Genomic DNA, 16,566 nt, shown 5'->3' on the forward strand with positions numbered 1-16,566 from the left:
ATAACATTCTTTAATAGGTTAAAGGAAAAAATCTTTTTTTTCCAAACTTAACATAATAAAAGTGAAGAAGAGATGTTACTATAAATTAAAGTGCAATATGGGAGGTATTAGTAAGGTTGGAAATGCATAAATCTAAATGGGCATACTTTTTCCTGGCTGTATCATCAGCAGTTTTTCTATATTTTTTGGCTGCTGTTAATAACGGAACATCACTGGATTTTGATCGTTATTTTTCGAAATATTTTACAGGTTTGTTTTCAGAAAACACCCATCCATTTTTTGAAGTCATGGACAGTTTGGGTGATAAAGCCGGTGTTGGAATCATCACATTAGCATTCTTATTGTGGCTTTGGCTTAAATATAGGAATTATGAAGCGATGGCAGCAGTTGTTTTTGCTGTGGCAGCGGGAAATGAAGTAAATAAGTGGCTTAAAGAGGCTATTGGAAGGCCGCGCCCTGAACAGGAACATCTGGTTAATGTTGCGAGTCTAAGCTTCCCGAGCGGACACGCTATGATTGGGATGATTCTGTATACATCTATTGCCTATTTCATAATTATAGAACTAAAATCCAGGTCTGCGAAATGGCTGACGGCAATTATAGCTGGCATTTGGATTTTCCTAATGGGAATCAGCCGGATTGTGATGGGTGTACATTATCCGTCAGATATTGCAGCCGGATTTGCTGCCGGATATATTTGGGTATTCATTTCAATTTCCCTTTACGCGGCACTAAAGTTAATGTTCAGTAGAAATTCACCCAAAAGAGAATCGGCATAAAAGCAAAGAGGCTATCGCCAGATAGTCTCTTTGCTGCTTTTTAAATGAGGAACATGGCTGCAATAGTTGTCACAATTAACCCAATTGTCACCGGAAGCAAATTCCTGCGAGCCAGTTCAAAAGCGTCTACATTACAGATGGCAGCTGCAGGGATGAGGGCCCAAGGAACAAGCGTACCGCCGCCTACCCAGATTCCGGCTACCTGACCTAGAGCTGTTAGGGTTGCTGCACCTGTGCCTATGGCAGCTGCGAAAAGGCTTGCAATCGAGCCGGCCAGCGATATGCCGGAAAAACCAGATCCGTCCAGGCCGGTAATGGCGCCAACCACTGTTAATGTAATGGCGCCTACTTCCTTGCTTAAAGGTACAGCTGAAGCAAGGCCAACTCCAAGATCATTAACGATTCCGTGAGAGTCTTTTGGCAGAAAGTCTCCTATCATTTGGGTAAATCCAGCATCCCCCAGATAAAAGAAAGCTGCAATTGGAATTACAGGTCCAAATACCCTAAAACCAAACTGGAAGCCTTCAACTAAATAGCCAGTTGTTTTTTCAAGGCCTTTATTGCGATGGGCAGTTAGCGTAATCATCAGAAGGATGAAAATCGATGTCCCGCCTACTAAAGCAGTTGCATCACCGCCCTGGAGGTCCAGTGCAAACATGGCAGCTACATCAGCAGCAAATAAAACAGGAATGAATACGGCGAAAAAACGCTTTTGATGAAGTGTTAGCAGATGTTGTTGACTGGCGTCAGATTGAAGTTCAGCAGGGGTATCCACGGTGAGTCCTGTTGCTGCAGTGAGCTTTCCACTTTTCATGTCTCTCTTAATAAGATAAAAAGCTGTAATAGTTGTCACTGCCCCCATAATAATAACAAGCGGAATACTGGCTGATATGACTTCCCCGACAGGAAGCCCTGCTGCATCGGCAGTTAACTTCGGTGCAGCCTGGATTATAAAATCCCCAGATAGTGCAATACCGTGCCCGAATAGGTTCATGGCCATTGCCACGCCCAAAGCAGGCAATCCAACCCGAATGGCCACTGGAAGAAGTACTGCCCCCATTAATGCAACTGCAGGAGATGGCCAAAAAAACCATGAGATGACCATCATCAAAATCCCAATTGTCCAGTAGGCAAGTGCTGGTGTTCTGATTAATTTGGTAAAAGGAGAGATCATGACATCATTAATTCCAGTTATGGTCAGTGTCCGGCTCATAGCGACGATTATCGAAATGACCAGTATTGTGGAAAGGAGTTCTGTAATGGCAAATATAAAACTGGTAAAAATACTGCTGACTGAACTGCTTAAGGAGCCGGTAGCCGTTATGGCAATTAAAAAGATGCCTGCAATACAGACAAGAGTTGTATCTCTCCTCATAATCATGAAACCAATGATAAACAGAATAAATAGAACATATATCCAATGGATGGCTGTCAGTTCAACTCCCATCTAAAGTTTCCCCCTTTCATAATTCCATAAGTGAAGAAGCGATTTAGGCTAATCACCCAAATTGGAATGTAGTACAGAATATGACGGAAAGAAATAAATGGTGATATGGATTGTATCCGTCCGGAGGCGGAGGCTGAACCACTCTGCGGAATGTTTCCATAAAATAGCTGAGTGATAAAATGATTATATTGGAGGAAAAGTTTTCTATTTTATCGAATACAAGATTAGGAGAAAAGAAGGATGGGAACGCCTATGAGATACAGGTCAGTTAATCAGATAATCTTCGCGGTAACTTTATCAGCAGTTGGAGTTTTGCTTCTGCTTATGAACATAGGTGTCATTTCCTTGGAAATAAAAGAGGTATTTGTCGTAATTTACCCATTTATTCTATTGGCTGCAGGATGCCATTATCTGCTGTCATACATGTTGAAAAAAAGCCGGAGCGGAGTGTTTCCCGGGTTATTTCTAATGGTATTTTCATTTCTATTAATCCTTGATCGTTTCGAAGTAATTGAATTCAGGTTTATGGAAATATGGAAACTCTGGCCCCTGTTTCTTATTTTTTTCGGCATTAGTATTTTATTGAAACGAGATCGTTTAAAGATTCATTTTGAACAGGATTTTCCGGCAGATATATATGAAAAAAACAAAGGTGCAGCTGAGAAGAAGGTTATTAATATCTCTAAATACGAAAGCCCGCAGCCGCTTAAAAATATAAGAGGTTTTTCGATTGGCGATGTGGATTTTAAACAGCCAAATTGGTCTCTGGAGCCAATGGATTTATATACAATGATCGGTGATTACTTTATTGATTTCAGCAAGGCTTTCATCCCGGAGAAAGAGACACCTGTTATTGTAAGAGGCTGGATTGGGGATGTAAAAATGATCATCCCTGAAAACATTCCGGTGATGATCCAGTCAAATATTAATATAGGAGATATCCGCATTTTTGATCAAAAGACAGGTGACGTTAACCGCAGTCTTCAATATAAGTCACCCGGTTACGATGAAGCATCAAGAAAGCTGAAAATTGCTGTACAAGTAAAAATTGGATCCATCCGGATCGATAAAGTATAGGGGTATGTGATGAGAAAAACCGGAATCAGGTATTGGTTTATACAGAGTTTCATTATGATGGCCGTTATAAGTTCATTAATCTTTTTTGTCGGATTACAGGTGTATCTATTTTATAATCCTGAATCGCCAATGACGATAAAGGGCACCTTCTGGCTTTTTTTGTATGCTTTAACCATTTTACTGCTTACGGGAGCCTACTTTGGGCTAAAGGGCAGCTACTTAATTAAAGGCAGACTCGGTGATATTTTATTATTTGTTTCAACATTAAGGAGCGGCAAGTATGCTGATCGGATGGAATCTTATGAAAAAGATGAGATAGGGTTAATTTCAGATGAACTGAATCAGCTGGCGGAAAATATCCAGGAGCAGGTTTTTTCCATGCAGCGCCTTGCTGATGAAAAGTCCATCCTGGCACAAACAGCCCATTCAGCTGCCGTGATGGAAGAACGACAGCGTCTGGCAAGGGATCTGCATGATGTAGTGAGCCAGCAGCTTTTCGCTTTGAGTATGATGTCTTCAGCTGCCCTAAGAGTTTTTGATTTGGATAGTGATAAAGCAAGGGAGCAGTTAAATGAAATCTCTGAAATCGCTTCAAAAGCACAGGGGGAAATGAGGGCACTTCTTCTCCATTTGAGGCCTGTGCAGCTGAGTGATGACAGGCTTTGCAATGGAATTATTAAACTTATACAGGAGTTAAAGGCAAAGACAAACATCGATTTTCACGCAAGCATTGATGAGATCGAAAATCTTTCGAAAGCAGCGGAAGAGCATTTGTTTAGAATTGTGCAGGAAGCGCTATCCAATGTGCTCCGCCATGCTGATGCAGGGAATATAAAAATAACCTTAACGGAAGAAGAAGATTACATTTATCTTTTTATTGCAGATAATGGAAAAGGGTTTAATCCTCATAAAGAGAGGATAACCTCCTATGGGCTGAAGACAATGAGGGAACGCTGCGAGGAAGTTGGCGGAATATTCAAAATACGTTCTAAGGAAAACGAAGGAACCTATATAGATATTAAAATTCCGGCAAAAGGGGAGAGGCTGAAATGATCAGGGTTGCTGTAGTGGATGATCATGAAATGGTAAGAAAAGGAATCATTTCTTATTTGGCAACTGAAGCTGGCATAGAGGTGATTGGGGAAGCAGAGAGCGGAAATGAAGCTGTAAAGCTTGTACTCAAAGAACGGCCGGAAATCGTTCTGATGGATCTGCTGATGGAGAATGGGAATGGAATTGAAGCGACTAGGGAGATTTTAAAAAGCTATCCTGGATGCAAAATTATAATCATAACCAGCTATTACGATGATGAACAAGTTTTCCCGGCAATTGAAGCGGGGGCGTTCAGCTATATGCTTAAGACGGCAAATGCTGCTGAGGTTGTGAATGCAATTAAGAAAGCTGCGAAAGGAGAGCCTGTTATTGAATCAAAGGTTGCGGGGAAAATGGTAAGCCGTTTCAGAGAAAAAGAAAAAAAGCCTCATGATGATTTAACTGAAAGGGAGTTTGATGTCCTGCTCTGCATTGGAGAAGGGATGACAAATCAGGAAATAAGTGAAGAATTGTTCATTGGCATCAAAACAGTCAAAACACATGTAAGCAATATCCTCAGTAAACTGGGCGTTACTGACCGTACACAGGCAGCGGTTTATGCCAATCGAAATGGCATAATTAAAAAGCAGGCATAGAGAAGGATGAGCTGATGCAGCTCATCCTTTTTTAAATTATAATAATGTTTGAATTCTTAAGTTAGGTAATTGTCTAGCTCCAGCGTCTACCCCCTCGAGGTCACAAGCCAATCCTCCCAAAAAGGCAAAGGACGCCTTTCCGTAAGGCTTGTCTTGTGCTTGGGGCCCCCAGGATGGGGGTCATGCAGACGTTGCCACAGGACGTGGCGTTCTTAGTCTGCGTTCCTTCGTGGGCAAGGCGCTTACGCTTTTCTTATTACTCTTCTTCAGGGATATAATATTGGGTTACATATGAAGGGCTGGAGAATATATTCGGTGTCTTATCGATGCCGCTTTCCGTCCCGCGTTTTTCATGTACTTTATCATATGCTTTGGAATTCTGCCAGTTCTTAAAGGATTTTTCATCCCGCCATAGAGTTAGAATGATATATGTGTTTGATTCAAGAGGCCGCAGAACCCGAATGGCTGCAAAACCCGGTTCATTTTCGATAAGTCCTGCCCTGTTTTTAAACCGGTGTTCAAAAAGCGGCCTGCCTTCATCTGTAACTGGAATATTATTCAGCACGGCAAACCCTGCATCCGTAAATGCCCCGGAAGAATCAATTACTTCATAGGATCTGGGTTCTTTAAAAATCGAGGCGCCTGCCGTTTCATGGATTAATAAGGCACTCTCAGTATTCTGCATTGCAACCATAGTTTCATCGGAGTGCTTTTCCTCAATTTTTTTCAAAAAATCGTAAGTTCCTCTTGCCATATATATCTTCATTTTTTCTCACTCCACCTGGAAAAGATTTATAGTGTTCTTTGAAGGTCAATTAGTGAATGCATCATGCTATTAATAGAATCTTCATTTAAAACACTTCATTAAAAAATTTGAATTTTTACTGTGCTAATATCCTTACAATCTTTAATTTTCCCTTATTTAGACAGTTAAAAACGTCAAATTTTTGACATTTAGCCTTCAAATCTATACAAAAACAGAGAAAAAAGGATATAGTCATAAAGGTAGATACTGGCGATTTCTAATTTTGGTATATATATATTACAATAATACGCAGACAAGTCTTGAAAGGTGGTAAAATTTAATGAAAAACTCATTTAATGATACATTTCTGAAGGCCGCAAGGGGGGAACAGACAGATTATGTTCCTGTTTGGTATATGCGGCAGGCTGGCCGCTCGCAGCCGGAATATAGAGCGATAAAAGAAAAATACTCCCTTTTCGAAATAACACACCAGCCTGAGCTTTGTGCATATGTTACAAGGCTGCCAGTAGAGCAATATAACAATGATGCTGCCATTCTTTATAAAGATATTATGTCACCGCTTCCAGCCATTGGGGTTGATGTGGAAATAAAATCAGGAATCGGCCCTGTTATTTCAAATCCAATCCGTTCCATAGCGGATGTAGAGAAGCTTGGGGAAATAAATCCTGAAGAGGATGTTCCATATGTCCTGGATACTATTAAGCTTCTTACTCAAGAGCAATTGACTGTGCCTCTAATCGGTTTTGCCGGGGCTCCATTTACTCTTGCCAGTTATATGATTGAAGGCGGACCATCAAAGAACTACAACAAAACGAAAGCATTCATGTATGCAGAGCCTAAAGCCTGGTTCGCTTTAATGGATAAGCTTGGTGAAATGACTATTACATATGTGAAATCCCAGGTCAAAGCAGGTGCAAAAGCCATCCAGATTTTCGATTCATGGGTTGGCGCATTAAATGTGGAGGATTACCGCTATTTTATTAAGCCAGTAATGAATCGCATTTTCTCTGCCTTAAAAGAAGAGAATGTCCCGCTGATCATGTTCGGAGTTGGTGCTAGCCACCTGGCTATGGAGTGGCATGATCTGCCGCTTGATGTAGTTGGGCTGGACTGGAGACTTCCAATTCAGGAAGCAAGAGCAAAAGGAATTACAAAAACGGTTCAAGGCAATCTTGATCCAGCTATCCTGCTTGCCCCTTGGGAAGTAATTGAGGAAAAAGCAAAAGGTATTCTGGATCAGGGAATGGCTCAGCCGGGTTATATATTCAATCTTGGGCATGGTGTTTTTCCTGAGGTTAATCCGGACACATTAAGAAAATTAACAACTTTTATTCATGAATACTCTGCTTCAAAATTAAGCAAGTAGCCTCCGGTTTTCTTTAAGCGATAGCATGCAGCATTTGCATATTGCTATGAGCATTAGTTTTGGTAATCGATTTGTTTTTTGGCACAATAAAAACTGGAGACAGATAGAATTTGAGGTGGATGACATGGGTAAAAAGACAATGGGTTTACTTGTAATGGCTTATGGAACTCCCTATAAGGAAGAAGACATTGAGCGTTACTATACACATATCCGCAGAGGAAGAAAGCCTTCTGAGGAAATGCTTGAAGATTTAAGAAGCAGATATGAAGCGATTGGCGGAATATCACCGCTTGCAGAAATCACCAAAGTTCAGGCTGAAAAACTTGAACAGCATTTAAATGAAGTTCAGGACGATTATGAATTCAGAATGTATTTAGGGTTAAAGCATATTGAACCTTTTGTAGAAGATGCGGTTAAACAAATGCATGAGGATGGGATTGAAGAGGCTGTCAGCATTGTTCTTGCACCGCATTTCTCAACCTTTAGCGTAAAATCATATAATGGCAGAGCCAAAGAAGAGGCTGAAAAGCTTGGCGGTCCTGTAATAAAATCAGTTGAAAGCTGGTATAAAGAACCTAAGTTTATCAAATATTGGGCCGATCGTGTAAAGGAAACATTCGATAAAATGCCTGCTGAAGAAAAAGATTCTGCAGTGTTAATTGTTTCTGCACACAGTTTGCCGGAAAAGATTCTGCAATCAGGGGATCCATATCCGCATCAGCTGCAGGAAACAGCTGATCTCATTGCCGAACAGGCTGGAGTCAAAGATTATGCCGTTGGCTGGCAAAGTGCAGGAAACACACCTGAGCCTTGGCTAGGTCCTGATGTGCAGGATTTGACAAGAGACCTTTATGAAAACAAGAGCTACAGGGCATTTGTGTATACTCCTGTCGGCTTTGTTTCAGATCATCTTGAAGTGCTGTACGACAATGACTATGAATGCAAAGTTGTCACTGATGAGCTGGGTGCAAGCTATTACCGTCCAGAAATGCCAAATTCACAGCCAGAGTTTATTGATGCGATGTCTGATGCCATTTTTAAGTTGCTGAATAGATAAGCAAAAAATTAGAAAAGAAGGCGATTTACCGTGCAGGGAGAGCGACAGAAAGTTGTGGTTGCCGGAGGAGGAATTACTGGTCTTGCTGCAGCTTACTATCTGCAGAAGGAAGCCAAAGAAAAAGGAATGGCCCTGGATGTAAAGCTTATAGAAGCCTCACATCGTCTTGGCGGCAAAATTCAAACGATAACACGAGACGGTTTTGTGATCGAAAGAGGGCCAGATTCCTTTTTGGCACGTAAACAAAGTGCGTCCCGGCTTGCCAAGGAAGCTGGCCTGGAAAAAGAGCTTGTGAGAAATACATCCGGTAAGTCCTATGTGCTTGTAAGGCAGCGTCTATTTCCAATGCCGGGCGGATCCATCATGGGGATTCCAACACAAATTGCTCCCTTTATTACAACCGGATTATTCACTCCCGCAGGGAAGGCAAGAGCTGCTGCAGATTTTGTGCTGCCGCGCTCCAATCCTTCCAATGATCAGTCACTGGGTGCCTTTTTTAGAAGAAGGCTTGGTGACGAGGTTGTCGATAATTTGATTGAACCGCTTCTCTCTGGCATATATGCTGGCGATATTGATCAATTAAGCCTTATGGCCACATTCCCGCAGTTTTATCAGGTTGAGCAGAAGTATAGAAGTTTAATTCTGGGAATGAAAAAGTCTACAGGCACTCAGCAGAAACAAGCCTCAAGCCGCAAGAGCAAAGAAGGGATGTTCCTTACTTTGAAATCGGGGCTTCAATCACTTGTCGATGCCCTGGAGAGCAAGCTTGAACCTGGAACTGTACTGAAAGGCCATCGAATTGAATCTATCAAGAAGACTGGCAGAAGCTATACAGTTGAATGGAATGGCGGAGAAAACCTTCAGGCAGACTGCATGGTCATGGCTGTTCCCCATCGTGCACTGTGCAGCATTTTCTCCGGGTGGGGAATATTTGAGCAGTTCAAAGACATGCCGTCCACTTCTGTGGCAACTGTAGCGCTGGCATTCCCTGAAGAAGCGATTGAAAGGGATATTGACGGAACCGGTTTTGTTGTTTCACGCCATAGTGATTACACCATTACTGCATGCACGTGGACACATAAGAAATGGCCCCATTCGACTCCAAAAGGAAAAGTGCTTCTGCGCTGTTATGTTGGCAAAGCTGGTGATGAAACTGTGGTGGATCTGTCAGATGATCAAATTATTAAAGTTGTACTTGATGATTTAAATAAAACAATGAATATTAAAATGAATCCGGACTTTGTTTATGTAACAAGATGGAAGGATTCTATGCCGCAGTATACTGTAGGACATAAAGAACGCGTCGATCTGGCAAAGAAACAGGCACAGGCAAAGCTGCCCGGCATTTTTCTGGCAGGAAGTTCATTTGAAGGTCTTGGCGTTCCTGATTGCATAGATCAGGCAGAAGAGGCAGTTCGAAATGCAGTTGAATACTTGCAAAGCAACAAGCAAAAAGCTGTCCGTTTGTGACAGCTTTTTATATTGGCATCATTTCAGGTTGCTTTTTCATTTGGAGTATGATAAATTACTTTTTGTACTAATGACCAAAATGTTCATTTAGTCATTTTATATGAGGTGAGTTCATGTCAGCAGATCGCAAACAGCAAATTATTGAGGCGGCCACTAAATCATTTTCTCTGTTTGGATATAAAGCAACCACTATGGATCAGGTTGCGAAGCTTGCAAATGTAGGAAAAGGCACTATTTATAATTTCTTTAAAAATAAAGAAGAGCTGTTTGATGAAATTATCCATACGCTCATCGTGGAAATGAAAAGCGCAGCTGATGAAGCGCTTGATCCCTCTTTGCCCTTTCATAAAAATGTTCATCGGGGATTGTATAAAATACTTGAATTCCGCATGAAGCATCAGTTAACAATCAAGCTTTTCCAGGAAGCAAAGGAAATGGGAACTCCTGCTGTTACAGATGTAATTGGGAAAGTAGAGGATGCGATATTAAATTATGTAAAAGACAAAGTTGCACAAGCGATTGAAAAAGGAGAAATCCGGGAATGCGATCCTGAACTGACATCTTTTGTGATGCTGAAGCTTTATATTGCTCTTATATTTGATTGGGAGCAGCGTCATGAACCTTTGGAAAAAGAAAAAATAGCTATGCTGTTTGAACAATATATTATGAAAGGATTATCGAACTAGATAGTCCTCTATTTTTTCAGCAAAATGACCAAATGAGGAAAATAGTCACTAAGTTATTGTGGAGGGATTTACGGTGAAAAACAAACTTTTCTTGAAGGAGTTTTCAGCAATCTTAAAAAACAAAAAATTGCTGATTCCTATTATCGCAGTAATGTTTATTCCTATTTTATACAGCGGAATGTTTCTTTGGGCATTTTGGGATCCATATGATCATTTAGATGATCTGCCTGTTGCTATCGTTAATGAGGATGCCGGTGCTGCATTTGAAGGTAATGACTTGCATCTTGGCGATGATCTTGTTGATAAATTAAAGGAAAGCAAGGACTTTAATTTTCAATTTGTTGATAAAGAGGAGGCATATAAAGATCTAAATGATCAGCATTACTATATGCTTGTTGAAATCCCTAAGGATTTTTCCAAGAATGCAACCACACTCCTTAAGGACAATCCGCAGAAAATGAACCTGATTTACGTTCCCAATGAGAGCTACAATTTTTTATCAGCTCAAATTGGAGGAACAGCTGTAGAAAAAATTAAAATGTCTCTGTCAGAAAAAGTGACTGAAACATATGCTGAAACGATGTTCGATAAAGTAGGGGAACTGGCAGATGGCATTGGACAGGCAAGTGACGGGGCCCTTCAAATCAGTGAAGGAGCTGCAGGTTTAAAAGATGGTTCTAAAACGCTGCATGAGAAGCTGGCGCTTTTGGCCGATAAATCCATTGAGTTCAATAACGGTGTAAGCTCAGCAAGCAAAGGTTCAGAGGAAATGGCAGAAGGAGCTAAAACCCTTTCAGAAGGATTAGGCAAACTGGCTGAAGGCCAATCAGAATTAAGTAAAGCATCCTATCAGCTGAAATCTGGGAGTGAAAAGCTTTCTGCAGGTGTTACACAATCAAAGGCAGGGATTGATACAGTAAAGGAAAAGCTGCCTGTTATGATTGATGGAACTGAGCAGCTTGAAAATGGAGCGAAAACCTTATCTTCATCTCTGGAGCAATGGCAAACGGAGGCACAAAAACTCAGCGGAGGCACTGCTCTTTTAGAGCAAAAGCTGCAGGGCTTTATTTCGCAGCTTCCTGAAGGATCTCCTGAAAAAGCTGAGCTTCAGAGTGTGCTTGCCCAGCTGAAGGCTGGAACAGCCCAGCTTGCTGAGTCAGCTGGCAAATTATCAGCGGGAGGAGCCGAATTGTCCCAAAAAATGGGACAGCTAAATGAAGGACAGCTGCAGCTGCAGCAGGGAATAAATCAGCTTGCCCAGGGGGCATCAGAGCTGGAAATTGGTTCTCAGCAGCTAGTACAGGGCCATAAAGATTTCGGTGCTGGAATGGAAACATTTGCTCAGAAATTTGGTGAAGCACAAGCCGGAGCAGACAGGCTAGCAGGCGGTGCAGCAGATTTGTCAGGAGGGCTTGGAAAACTGACCCAAGGTTCAGATGCATTGGCAGACGGCACAAAGCAGCTTGAAGATGGCGCAGGCAAAGTAGCTGAAGGTAATACACAAATTTTTGAAGGTTCTTCTGAGTTAGCAAATAAATTAGCGGATGGCGCTGAAAATGCATCAGCCGTAAATGCCAGCGATAAAACTTATAATATGATGGCAAATCCGGTAGAAATAGATAATGAGAAGATTACAGAAGTACCTAACTATGGTACAGGGTTCGCGCCATATTTTCTGTCGCTTGGCCTTTTCGTGGGTGCTCTGCTTCTTTCAATTGTATTTCCGCTTCGGGAGCCGGCTGGCGTTCCGCGGTCAGGATTTAGCTGGTTTGCAAGCAAGTTTGGGATTCTTGCTGGAGTAGGCATTATTCAGGGTCTCATTGCTGCCATGATATTATTGCTGGGACTTGGCCTGGAAGTGCAGAGTGTACCTTTGTTTCTGCTGTTTACAATCATAACCAGCCTTACTTTCATAGCTCTGATTCAATTTTTTGTCACCGTCATGGGTGATCCTGGCCGGTTTGCTGCCATAATTATATTAATTCTCCAGCTGACAACAAGTGCAGGTACTTTCCCGCTTGAGCTGATTCCTAATGCACTTCAGCCAATCAGTTCATACTTGCCTATGACCTATTCTGTTTCCGGACTAAAGGCTGTCATTTCAAGCGGAAATTTTGATTTTATGTGGGAGAATGCAGTAATTCTATTGAGTTTCGCCGCCCTATTTATTGCAGGAACTTTTGTTTACTTTACTGCAATGCACAAGAAAAGATTTGCAGCAGCTGCAGGGCAGGCTGATTGATTATTAGCAAAAAACAAAGCCAGCCCACAGGGCTGGCTTTAAATATATAATTCTATAAATCTGTAATTCCCATGCAATTATCACACTTGTTTCCGTAACATTCATGCTGCTCTTCGATCGACTTCCCGCATTCTGAACATTGTTTAGCCGGCAGGTTTCTGAAAAACTCCATAATGTTTTGAATCATGTTGAAGCCTCCTGATTTGTGATTTTGTTCTAAATAGTTTGATTATTTAAGTTAATTGTATTATAACAGAATTCATATGTCAACTTCTGTTTCAATACAATTTTAAAAAAGTGAAAAAATAGGCATAATCGAGTATATTGAACATAGCAAAGCTTGGTCTTTTCTTGAGATTTTGGTTACCAAGTCATAGCGTAGGAGCTTGAACTTTTTAATAAGGAGGAAACGTGATGAAGTTAACTGTAATCGGCAGCTGGGGCGGTTATCCTAAAGCTGATGGAGCCAGTTCAGGGTATTTGCTGGAGCATGATGGTTTTCATTTGCTGATCGACTGCGGAAGCGGCGTCCTTTCAAAAATGCAGAACATTTTTCAGCCAGAAGAATTGGATGCAGTGATTATCTCGCATTACCATCCAGATCACATTGCAGATATAGGGGTACTGCAGCATGCCAGGCTCATTCAGGGTTTTTTAGGCAGGAAAACAGATACACTCCCGATTTATGGCCATTCCCTTGATCAGCTTGAATTTGCTAAATTTACATACAAGGATATAACAAAGGGAGTCTGCTATGATCCTGATGGCACTCTCTCTGCAGGACCGTTTCAAATCCGCTTTTTAAAGACTAATCACCCAGTGCCATGCTATGCAATGAGAATTGAAGCAGACGGCAAAACGCTTATTTATACGGCTGATACCTCATATAAAGAAGAGCTGGAAGCATTTAGCGAGAATGCTGATTTATTAGTTTGCGAATGCAATTTTTATGGTCATCAAAATGGAAAGAATGCAGGGCATATGACAAGCCTGGATGCTGGAACATTGGCCAGAAAAGCAAAGGTGAAGAATTTGCTGCTGACTCATTTGCCTCATTATGGTGAACTGAGAAAGCTGAAGGAAGAGGCTTCAACAAAATATCCCGGTCCTATTTCGCTTGCGGATTATCAATGGTCCCATACTTTTTGAGGAGGAAAACAGATGCTTTTTATTGACAACCAGGGAATCACAGATCCCAGAATTAACCTTGCTATTGAAGAATATGCACTGAAAAATCTTGATATTGAAGAAACCTATTTGCTTTTTTATATTAATGAACCTTCCATTATTATTGGAAAAAATCAGAATACCGTTGAAGAGATCAATACTGAATATGTCGAGAACAATAGCATCCATGTAGTCAGAAGGCTTTCTGGCGGCGGGGCCGTTTATCATGATTTAGGCAATCTCAACTTCAGCTTTATCACAAAAGATGATGGAGAAAGCTTTCATAACTTCCAAAAGTTTACCGAACCAGTTGTAGAGGCTTTGCGGAAGCTTGGTGTTAATGCTGAATTGAGCGGCCGAAATGATCTGATGGCGGAAGGGAGAAAGATATCCGGGAATGCCCAGTTTTCAACCAAAGGCAGAATGTTTAGCCATGGCACCCTCTTATTTGATTCAGAAATAGAAAGTGTCGTTTCGGCACTAAAGGTAAAGAAGGATAAAATTGAATCGAAAGGCATTAAATCTATTCGGAGCCGGGTTGCTAATATATCAGAGTTCCTGGATAAAAAAATCACAATTCAAGAATTTCGCACTTTGCTGCTTAAGAATATTTTTGGTGATTTAGATGAAATTCCAGAGTACAAGCTCACGAATGATGATTGGGAAAAAATTCACCAGCTGTCCAGGGAGCGCTATCAAAACTGGGATTGGAATTATGGAAAATCCCCCAAATTTGATCTGCAGCACTCGCATCGTTTCCCAGTGGGGCAAATTGATATTAGACTTAATGTCACAAAAGGGCAAATTGTGGAATGTAAAATTTACGGAGACTTCTTTGGGGTTGGCGATGTAAGCGAAATTGAAAACAAGCTTACAGGAATTCGCTATGAAAAGTCAGAGGTTGAAAGTGCCCTTGGGGGAGTGGACATTAAGCATTACTTTGGAAATGTGACAAAGACCGAATTTATCAACCTGATTTATTAATGCGGTCATTTATTGGAAAGCTGGCATATTGCCGGCTTTTCTTATATTTATATAAAGTCTTGCGAAAGTCAGTCCGCTGTAAAAAAGAAATTGTGAACAATTCGCTTTCCTACTTGAATACAAAAATTTCTTTCAATATAATATATTTAGAAAATTTATTTAATAAAAATGAATGACTATTCATTCATTATAGGGGGAGTGTAAATGAATTTAACAGAGCAGCTGCATGAAACGGCGATCAAGATGGGCAATAAGACTGCCTATTATTTTATGGACCAGTCCAGTACATATGCGGAGCTTGATGGTGCTGTGACCAAATTTGCGGATGGGCTTTCAAAGCTGGGAGTAAAAAAAGGAGATCATATTGCTCTTTTACTGGGGAATTCACCGCAATTTGTCATTGGCCTGCATGGCGCACTGCGTCTTGGAGCAACTGTTATACCGATCAACCCAATTTATACACCTGATGAAATTGGCTACATTGTTAATAATGGTGATGTAAAAGCTGTTGTTACGCTCGATCTCTTAGTGCCTTTGATTGAGAAGATGCATCAGGCTCTTCCAAAGGTGGAGAACTTTATTATTTGCGAAACCCCGCAGGGACAGTTTACAAAAGCGGACCCGTCTGCATTAACAGCTTTTGAAAAAATGAAATCGTTTACACAGGTGATGGGTTCAGGAGATTTGGATTTTAAAGGCCCTGAACTCGAAGAAGAGGAAACGGCCGTTATCCTATATACATCCGGTACGACAGGCAAGCCGAAAGGTGCCATGCTGACACATAAAAACCTCTACAGCAATGCAAAGGATGTCAGCGATTATTTGCACATGAACGAAAATGACCGGGTTATCACTACTTTGCCGATGTTTCATGTTTTCTGTTTAACGGTTGCTCTCAATGCACCGCTGATGAATGGGGCTACTATTTTAATAGATCCAAAATTCAGCCCTAAAGAAATTTTTAGACTCGCAAAAAAATTTGAACCTACTGTTTTTGCCGGCGTTCCGACCATGTACAATTTCCTTCTTCAGTTTGATGATGGCAATCCAGAAGATCTGAAATCGTTAAGGCTTTGCATTTCGGGCGGTGCTGCCATGCCTGTTGCACTTCTCCATGGCTTTGAAAAAAAGTTCAATGTCATTGTCTCAGAAGGATATGGTCTTTCAGAAGCTTCTCCGGTTACCTGCTTTAATCCGCTGGATAAGCCGCGCAAAGCAGGCTCAATCGGGCAATCCATTATGAACGTTGAGAATAAGGTTGTAAATGAACTGGGAGAAGAAGTTTCCGTTGGCGAAGTTGGAGAACTGATTGTTCGCGGGCCTAATGTGATGAAGGGATACTACAAGATGCCTGAAGAAACAGCGGCCACTATTCGTGATGGCTGGCTTTATACAGGAGACCTCGCAAAAAAGGATGAGGAAGGCTATTTTTATATCGTTGACCGTAAAAAGGACCTTATTTTAGTCGGCGGATATAACGTGTACCCTCGGGAAGTAGAAGAGGTGCTCTATAATCATGAGGATGTAGTTGAAGTTGCTGTATTGGGTGTGCCTGATCCAAATCTGGGAGAAGCGGTAAGGTGCTATGTTGTATCTAAAAACCCTCAGCAGACAGAAGAATTGCTGCTTGCATACTGTGCTGAGCATCTGGCTAAATATAAAGTGCCGTCAACGATTGAATTCTTAGAGGAGCTGCCAAAGAACGCAACTGGTAAAATTTTGCGGAGAGCGTTGAAGAATCAGGTACTGCAGACTAAATAGGTTTTTATGGACAGGCAATGGATGTGTCTGTCCTTTTCTATTCCACTTCAAATTGACTAAACTTGAAAGGGTTTTC

At 41.3% G+C, this 16,566-nt stretch carries 15 protein-coding genes; 12 read left to right on the forward strand and 3 right to left on the reverse strand.

Annotated features, from left to right (window positions below):
• The first annotated feature begins 122 nt into the window (after positions 1 to 122).
• Positions 123 to 779: a phosphatase PAP2 family protein gene (locus ACXAD1_RS05240; RefSeq protein ID WP_244671091.1), complete on the forward strand. Its 657-nt coding sequence runs from the start codon at positions 123 to 125 to the stop codon at positions 777 to 779.
• 40 nt (positions 780 to 819) lie between these two features.
• Here the strand turns inward: ACXAD1_RS05240 and ACXAD1_RS05245 are convergent, their stop codons facing one another.
• A complete protein-coding gene (locus ACXAD1_RS05245) occupies positions 820 to 2,226 on the reverse strand; it encodes a hypothetical protein (RefSeq protein WP_206835069.1) in 1,407 nt (468 codons plus the stop codon).
• 240 nt (positions 2,227 to 2,466) lie between these two features.
• Here ACXAD1_RS05245 and liaF point away from each other — a divergent pair, with 240 nt between their 5' ends.
• The 3 genes from liaF to ACXAD1_RS05260 are packed head-to-tail and all read left to right on the forward strand — an operon-like array spanning position 2,467 to position 4,991.
• On the forward strand, positions 2,467 to 3,303 hold the full coding sequence (liaF, locus tag ACXAD1_RS05250; protein WP_244671064.1) for a cell wall-active antibiotics response protein LiaF: 837 nt from the start codon (positions 2,467 to 2,469) through the stop codon (positions 3,301 to 3,303).
• 9 nt (positions 3,304 to 3,312) lie between these two features.
• Positions 3,313 to 4,356 (forward strand): sensor histidine kinase, encoded by a 1,044-nt coding sequence (locus tag ACXAD1_RS05255; protein ID WP_206835072.1) that lies wholly within the window; start codon positions 3,313 to 3,315, stop codon positions 4,354 to 4,356.
• Complete coding sequence (locus tag ACXAD1_RS05260; RefSeq protein ID WP_206835075.1) at positions 4,353 to 4,991, forward strand: response regulator transcription factor; 639 nt, start codon at positions 4,353 to 4,355, stop codon at positions 4,989 to 4,991. Before ACXAD1_RS05255 ends, ACXAD1_RS05260 begins: the two co-directional genes overlap by 4 nt.
• 256 nt (positions 4,992 to 5,247) lie before the next feature.
• Here the strand turns inward: ACXAD1_RS05260 and ACXAD1_RS05265 are convergent, their stop codons facing one another.
• Complete coding sequence (locus ACXAD1_RS05265; protein WP_206835078.1) at positions 5,248 to 5,757, reverse strand: antibiotic biosynthesis monooxygenase family protein; 510 nt, start codon at positions 5,755 to 5,757, stop codon at positions 5,248 to 5,250.
• A 319-nt stretch (positions 5,758 to 6,076) separates the two neighbouring features.
• Here ACXAD1_RS05265 and hemE point away from each other — a divergent pair, with 319 nt between their 5' ends.
• From hemE to ACXAD1_RS05290, 5 genes are all read left to right on the forward strand, one after another.
• Positions 6,077 to 7,123, forward strand: a complete 1,047-nt coding sequence (gene hemE / locus ACXAD1_RS05270; RefSeq protein ID WP_206835081.1) for a uroporphyrinogen decarboxylase — start codon at positions 6,077 to 6,079, stop codon at positions 7,121 to 7,123.
• Positions 7,124 to 7,247: 124 nt separating this feature from the next.
• The gene (gene hemH / locus ACXAD1_RS05275; RefSeq protein ID WP_206835084.1) at positions 7,248 to 8,180 is read left to right on the forward strand and encodes a ferrochelatase; all 933 of its coding nucleotides are present in this window, start codon (positions 7,248 to 7,250) and stop codon (positions 8,178 to 8,180) included.
• Positions 8,181 to 8,210: 30 nt separating this feature from the next.
• Positions 8,211 to 9,650, forward strand: a complete 1,440-nt coding sequence (gene hemY, locus ACXAD1_RS05280; RefSeq protein WP_474909610.1) for a protoporphyrinogen oxidase — start codon at positions 8,211 to 8,213, stop codon at positions 9,648 to 9,650.
• A gap of 113 nt (positions 9,651 to 9,763) precedes the next feature.
• Positions 9,764 to 10,336: a TetR/AcrR family transcriptional regulator gene (locus ACXAD1_RS05285; protein ID WP_206835092.1), complete on the forward strand. Its 573-nt coding sequence runs from the start codon at positions 9,764 to 9,766 to the stop codon at positions 10,334 to 10,336.
• Between the two features lie 73 nt (positions 10,337 to 10,409).
• Entirely contained in the window at positions 10,410 to 12,578 is a 2,169-nt protein-coding gene (locus tag ACXAD1_RS05290; RefSeq protein ID WP_206835097.1) for a YhgE/Pip domain-containing protein, read from the forward strand.
• 52 nt (positions 12,579 to 12,630) lie between these two features.
• Here the strand turns inward: ACXAD1_RS05290 and yhfH are convergent, their stop codons facing one another.
• Positions 12,631 to 12,765 (reverse strand): protein YhfH, encoded by a 135-nt coding sequence (gene yhfH / locus ACXAD1_RS05295; RefSeq protein WP_206835100.1) that lies wholly within the window; start codon positions 12,763 to 12,765, stop codon positions 12,631 to 12,633.
• Positions 12,766 to 12,992: 227 nt separating this feature from the next.
• Between yhfH and ACXAD1_RS05300 the strand changes: the two genes are divergently transcribed.
• From ACXAD1_RS05300 to ACXAD1_RS05310, 3 genes are all read left to right on the forward strand, one after another.
• Entirely contained in the window at positions 12,993 to 13,727 is a 735-nt protein-coding gene (locus ACXAD1_RS05300) for an MBL fold metallo-hydrolase (RefSeq protein ID WP_206835103.1), read from the forward strand.
• Positions 13,728 to 13,739: 12 nt separating this feature from the next.
• Entirely contained in the window at positions 13,740 to 14,729 is a 990-nt protein-coding gene (locus tag ACXAD1_RS05305) for a lipoate--protein ligase (protein ID WP_206835107.1), read from the forward strand.
• A gap of 204 nt (positions 14,730 to 14,933) precedes the next feature.
• Entirely contained in the window at positions 14,934 to 16,490 is a 1,557-nt protein-coding gene (locus ACXAD1_RS05310) for a fatty acid--CoA ligase family protein (protein WP_206835110.1), read from the forward strand.
• Positions 16,491 to 16,566: the final 76 nt, after the last annotated feature.

It is taken from the genome of Cytobacillus sp. ABV4_503, from assembly GCF_056158445.1.